This window comes from Candidatus Neomarinimicrobiota bacterium (assembly GCA_034716895.1).
Taxonomy (GTDB): Bacteria; Fidelibacterota; UBA8477; order UBA8477; family JABMPR01; genus JABMPR01.
In genome coordinates this window covers 1-5,745 of sequence record JAYEKW010000022.1, presented here as the reverse complement: position 1 = coordinate 5,745, position 5,745 = coordinate 1, and the positions used below count along the sequence as shown (strand labels likewise).

The following is a 5,745-nucleotide window of genomic DNA, read 5'->3' as shown; positions in this document are numbered from 1 at the left end:
CCACCGGGATTGAGCGTGGCATCCGAACGACCAAAAATACGAATACCACCATGTTCATTTATCTCGATATAATCACCATGTCGCCAGATGTTGGGATAATCAGCAAAATAGGCATCGTGGTATTTCTGTCCACCCGGATCATTCCAGAAGTAAATAGGCATGGAGGGAAAAGCCTGACAGCAAACCAATTCACCACTTTCATCCAACACGGAAGTGCCGGAATCATCAAAGGCCTCGACCTGCATTCCCAATCCCCGGCATTGCAATTCTCCCCGATAGACCGGTAGCACAGGATTCCCTAAAACAAAACAGGAAACGATATCCGTTCCACCAGAAATAGAAGCAAGCAGCAGATCGGTTTTGATCTCACGGTAAACAAAATCAAAACTTTCCTCTGAAAGAGGCGAACCCGTGGAAAGAACGGCTCTGAGTTCAGTTAATTCAAATTGCTTCCCTGGCTTGCTTCCGGCGGCTTCCAGGGCATCCAGGTATTTAGCGCTGGTCCCAAATACGGATACATCCAGATCATCTGCCATTTTCCATAAAGCGTCTGGGTTGGGATAGAAAGGATTACCGTCATAGAGTACCAGGGTGGCACCTACGGCCAGGCTGCTTACCAACCAGTTCCACATCATCCAGCCGCATGTCGTGAAGTAAAAGATAGTGTCTTCCCGTTTCAGGTCGCAATGGAGCTGTAATTCCTTTAAATGCTGGATCAGCGTGCCACCGGCAGAGTGAACAATGGATTTCGGCAGACCGGTAGTTCCCGAGGAATACATAATATACAGGGGGTGATCAAAAGGCAGAGGGGTAAAGCTCAATTCAATAGCATTATTATCAATAAAATCATCCCAAAGCACACCATTACTGATCCCGGACAAATCTGCTGTGGATGTATAGGGGATAATGACAACCTTTTCAACAGAAGGCAGCTTGGCCAGGATACCGCTAAGCTTTTCCAGAGAATCAAAGCACTTACCGCCGTAAAAATAGCCGTCAGCCGCAAAAATGATTTTTGGTTCGATTTGAGAAAATCGATCCAGAACCCCTTTGATCCCGAAATCCGGCGAAGAAGAGGACCAGATAGCGCCAATACTGGAAGCTGCCAGCATGGCAATGATCGCTTCAGGCAGGTTGGGAATGAAACCAGCGACCCGATCACCACGTTTCAGGCCGATCTGTTTCAGCGCTTCTGCTGTTCTGGCCACCTGAAGATAAAGTTCAGCGTAGGTCAACGTGCGTTGTACTTGATCTTCCCCGCGAAACTGGAGCGCAATTCGATCATCTCTGAAGCGCAACAGGTTCTCAGCGTAATTCAGGTTCGCCCCCTGAAACCATTTAGCCCCCGGCATCAGGGTCAGGTCATCAACAACACTGGTAAAATCAGTATGCGAAACGATCTCACCAAATTTCCACATCTCCGACCAGAAATCAGCTGCATGGGAAATGGACCATTGATACAAGGCATCATAATTTTGCAGATCCAGTGCGTATTTGTTGTTGATCTGTTTCCGAAAATGCGTCATTTGTGCTTCGGTCACTTGTTGCTTGTTTGGTTTCCACATTACTTTACTGGCCATACTAATTTCCCTCTTACGAATAAAATTGTTTTCCCCAGGAATAGTCCTCCCCCCGGGGAGGTGCCTGAAGGGCGGAGGGGGTAAACGCTTCTCACACCATCCTGATTATTCCTCCGATGGCTTAACTTTCCCCCGCAATTGTTTCTGACGACTGCGCTTGGTTTTCTGATCCAGCCGCCTGACTACCGAAGCTCTGGTTGGCCGGGTGATCTTGCGCTTTTTGGGCTTATCCTGTGCTTTCTGGATGATTTTATCAAGACGTTCCAATGCTGCCAGCCGATTCGCCTCCTGATTTCGATATTGACGGGCGGTAATGGTGATCACGCCGTCACTGGAAATGCGTTGATCATGTAACTTGAGAATTTCTGCCTTGATCTCATCGGACAGACTGGATCGTTGACTATCAAAGCGCAACTGGATAGCCGAAGCCACTTTGTTTACATTCTGACCACCGGGACCACCTGCCCGAATGGCTTTTAGCTCAATTTCGTTTTCTGGTATCAGCATGGAAATAAACGTGATTTATGATGCAATTTTGAAGTTCGATTGGTATTAGATCTTTCACAGAGTCCTAAAAGACTGCGGAGAATCTATGTTTGTTGAACCCCGTAAATAACGATTGTTGTTTCATAGAGTGATCACATTTACCGGAAGGTATCATCGTCTTTTTCTTTAATGTGCGTAGTAAGCGTTCCCAAGACCTGTATCTCAACCTCAACCCGATCCCCCGGTTTCGTTGGACGGTTACTTTTTAAATTGGAAGGGCTTCCGGAACAAAAAACATCTCCTGCTTGTGCCCGTGTTTTCAAAGCGCTCTTGATCATCTCAGAAAAACTGACAGTCATGTTTTTAAGGCGGTATTCGGTAGTCAGGAGCCCATTTATTCGCATTTGCAGATCCAGACTGAAGCCCTGTCCAAGTTTATGTGGTCCCAATTCATCAGCGGTCACAAGATAAGGTCCCAGACTGGTGGCTAGCCCCTGTGTCAGACCATTATTGGGATCGAGCTGTGTGTCAAACCAATTATTGACAATACAGTAACCAGCTATTTGCAAGGCGGTTTCTTTACCAGCGATAACACAGGCTATTTCTCCTTTTGCAGTCAATCCTGCATGGCTCAAGGGTTGATTATTCCCGAGAAGTGTTTGGGTGTTGCCAAAACTGAATCCAGCATCCGGTTCAAAAGCTGCAAAATAGCGCAGAGCGGGTGGATCTGGAACCGGGGCGAAGAAAACAACATCAGTTTCAAGCAAGGCAACCGGCCGACCATAGATATTCAATTCTGCAAGGGCAATACCTTGAAGCGCCCGCTCAAGATTCTGAAGTAGTGGTAAAGAATGACCCCAGTCCAGCAGGGCCAATTTCATAGAGGAGGGTAGCGAGAGATAATCCTGAGCCTTGTGGTTTTCTTTCATCCACAGTGAGGCGCGCATCACATCCACAGCATAACCATTTAGCAAGAAAGCCAGGCGGGGCTCCATGCGCTGATCCAGTCCGTATGAGAGTAATTTCATGTTATGATCCTATCCAAATAAGTCGAATAAGATACCATTGATAGTTACAAATAAAATGTATCTCGTAGCAAGAGACACAAGATTTTGCGTCTTTACGCTAGTTGTGTTTTTTGGTGCTTATGGGAAAGGCATCAACTGATATTAATTCAAGATCACTTGCACCAGCAAGATGATATCCTGGACACTGAGGTCGCCATTTTCATTCAGATCGCCTGCACAAACCAGCTCTGGGGTTTGCACCATCTGACCCAGGATCAGATTCACCAGGATCACCAGATCTTGAATGTTAGTCTGTGTATCCAGATTCAGGTCACCGGGTATGCAATCCACCGGCTGATTGCTCATGGCCAGTTTGGTGATACAGTGGATGGCTCCATTGGCTGGGATAATGGCATTACAATCAAAACCCAGAACATCATAATCGGGCATGATCGCTTGGTATTGAGCCAGGGCGGCGGCATCGGTAGCAAAACCATAGATCGGTACCAACACCAAATTGTTAATAATTAATGAATTGGTGTAGGTGTAGGAAATACCACTGTTGTAGGGCGGCATAAGCATGCGCTCAACCAGGAATGGCCGTCCCGTAACGCTGGTCAGGTTTGCCAGTAAGGTGGCATTTTGATTCAGGATGTTATAGTTATCGCCGGCACCGTCCCCTGGTGTAGCATATTCACCCACGATAAAAGTACTATCATTCAAAAGTTTGCAGAACATGTCGATATGACCGGTACCATCGTACTGCATGGGGGTCAGGAGGATCAAGGTATCAATGCCGCCATAGTCAGCAAAAATATCTGAGATCTCGGTATAAGAATAACTGCTGTTCTCTGCCTGGATCAGCGTGGTGGCAAAAGCGCGTCCATGACCATCGACGATGAAGTTTCCTCCAGGATGGATCAAGTCGGGTCCATAATAGGGCAGTTCCCATATTTCAGCCAGAGCTTGAGGAAAGACATCATCCAAAGGCCGGGGGCGATTGTAGATAAAATCAACAATTCCACGTTGACCATATTCATCCAGACCCCACCAGGGACCATAATCACGCATCCAGACCGAATTGAGGCTTTCAATTATGAACTGTACCCGGCTCATATCTGCGCCACTACTGCTAAGCAGGCTGTTAACATTGGCCTGGGTTGAACTATTGGCAACGACAACATAAGCTGTATCAGATAAGGAAACGGCCGTAATGAGTTGGCGGATCAGAATGGAATAGCTATTGCTCCAGGCAAAGATAACACCATCCGCGTCATTATATTCAGCGAGCAGGTTGAATTCACCTACGGGGGGCGGAGTTACATCCCGTAGACCTCCGATTTCATCCAGACGCAACTGTTCCTCTTCTGTGAGCGAGGCTGGCAGGTTCAAGTCCTGGGCATGCAAGCCGACAATAAGAACAAAAGTTAGAAATAGGATTTGCAGCATGGGGAGCAATCTAAAGCCGGGAGCGCCAAAAAAACATTCACAAAAAGATTTTCATGAATTGTATAAAACACAGGGACGAAACAGATGGAAAGCTTTGTTTGGAGTCGTCTTCACTAGTACTACTGCTGGTGTCATGGGGTGTATAATATCATGAAACAAGAGGTGCTTCAACTGGCTTCGCTTCCCTTTGTTATGTTAATTGCAGGATGTGGGGTGTTGGGAAGTGACAATATGGTGGAGTTGCGCCCCAATCAAGGCTGTTACCATTTGGAATCAGATCCGGTTGTTTCTCTGGAAGTATCCAACGCCACAGATTCACCCATCTACTATATTTGTACGGGCCAGATCTATTTAGAGGAATTTCAACTGAACGGTCATCGGGGGTGTTGGCTGGTACATGGATTCGAAGAGTGCTACAGTGCAATCCAGGTTGATCAAGGCGGTACAGAGAACTTTAAGATAGATCTAAAAAACTTGTTCGGATCTGGTCTCCTGGCCGGCGCGACATTTGATGAAACGGTGACCTATCGGTTGAAAATGGCACTGTTTGAGGATGAACTTTTTAAAGACGTTCTGGATGACGATCAACAACTCACCGTTGAATTCCAGGTTATACAGGGGTAACCTAAAAACCTGCTCTGTTTCAGTAGAGTGTGATTCAACACTTTCTAAAATTAATATTAAACCGGCCCATGTTATCCGTAAGTATATTTTACATATATAGCCACAAAGTCACTAAGGCACTATGTTCTATAAAATCCCTGAATGGCTCTTTGAACCTTTGCTTGTCCGGCGTAGCTCTTCGAGCGAAGATGGATGTCTTCGTGGCAAAAGAACTTACACTGCTGCGAGGTGATGACTCCTGATGCATACGGCTATCTCAGGCCAGCTTAATAAAACTAATTTACTGCCACCTGGAACCGTCAGGTTGGCTATTCACATTGAATATACCTGAACGGGTATAATACCAAATTCAGCTCCAAATGGCCTGTAATTTCTTCATCTTTTACCGTTTTACTTCACTTAATATTTTATCCATAGCTATACTTCGATGAACTCAGCACAAGTGGCTATGCAGAAAACATGAAGATCGTAAAACACTAAAATATTTTGAAATTAATAGACCCTTTAGAACTGAAATTGGTGTGCGCCAAGCAAAGCTGGTGCTTTCAAGCTGGACAATCCAGCCCAGACAAAGGCTAGCCCCCAGTCTGGAACAGAGC

General features: G+C 46.1%; 5 protein-coding genes. 1 reads left to right on the top strand and 4 read right to left on the bottom strand.

What is annotated here, in order from left to right; translation table 11 throughout:
* The 4 genes from U9Q77_01930 to U9Q77_01915 all read right to left on the bottom strand — a co-directional run.
* Window positions 1-1,580, bottom strand: a 1,580-nt coding sequence (locus U9Q77_01930; GenBank protein ID MEA3286124.1) for an acetoacetate--CoA ligase, incomplete at its 3' end; no start/stop codon positions are given.
* Window positions 1,581-1,685: 105 nt separating this feature from the next.
* Complete coding sequence (arfB, locus tag U9Q77_01925) at window positions 1,686-2,087, bottom strand: alternative ribosome rescue aminoacyl-tRNA hydrolase ArfB (GenBank protein MEA3286123.1); 402 nt, start codon at window positions 2,085-2,087, stop codon at window positions 1,686-1,688.
* A gap of 137 nt (window positions 2,088-2,224) precedes the next feature.
* Window positions 2,225-3,094, bottom strand: coding sequence for a fumarylacetoacetate hydrolase family protein (locus U9Q77_01920; GenBank protein ID MEA3286122.1), 870 nt, complete (start codon window positions 3,092-3,094; stop codon window positions 2,225-2,227).
* Between the two features lie 141 nt (window positions 3,095-3,235).
* Window positions 3,236-4,522: an agmatine deiminase family protein gene (locus U9Q77_01915; GenBank protein ID MEA3286121.1), complete on the bottom strand. Its 1,287-nt coding sequence runs from the start codon at window positions 4,520-4,522 to the stop codon at window positions 3,236-3,238.
* Window positions 4,523-4,672: 150 nt separating this feature from the next.
* Between U9Q77_01915 and U9Q77_01910 the strand changes: the two genes are divergently transcribed.
* On the top strand, window positions 4,673-5,146 hold the full coding sequence (locus U9Q77_01910; protein MEA3286120.1) for a hypothetical protein: 474 nt from the start codon (window positions 4,673-4,675) through the stop codon (window positions 5,144-5,146).
* Window positions 5,147-5,745 lie beyond the last annotated feature (599 nt).

What these genes read in the sequence shown, in the direction of transcription:
- U9Q77_01910 (MEA3286120.1), top strand. Translation starts at nt 4,673, where the DNA reads ATGAAACAAGAGGTGCTTCAACTGGCTTCGCTTCCCTTTGTTATGTTA.
- arfB (MEA3286123.1), bottom strand. Translation starts at nt 2,087, where the DNA reads ATGCTGATACCAGAAAACGAAATTGAGCTAAAAGCCATTCGGGCAGGT.
- U9Q77_01920 (MEA3286122.1), bottom strand. Translation starts at nt 3,094, where the DNA reads ATGAAATTACTCTCATACGGACTGGATCAGCGCATGGAGCCCCGCCTG.
- U9Q77_01915 (MEA3286121.1), bottom strand. Translation starts at nt 4,522, where the DNA reads ATGCTGCAAATCCTATTTCTAACTTTTGTTCTTATTGTCGGCTTGCAT.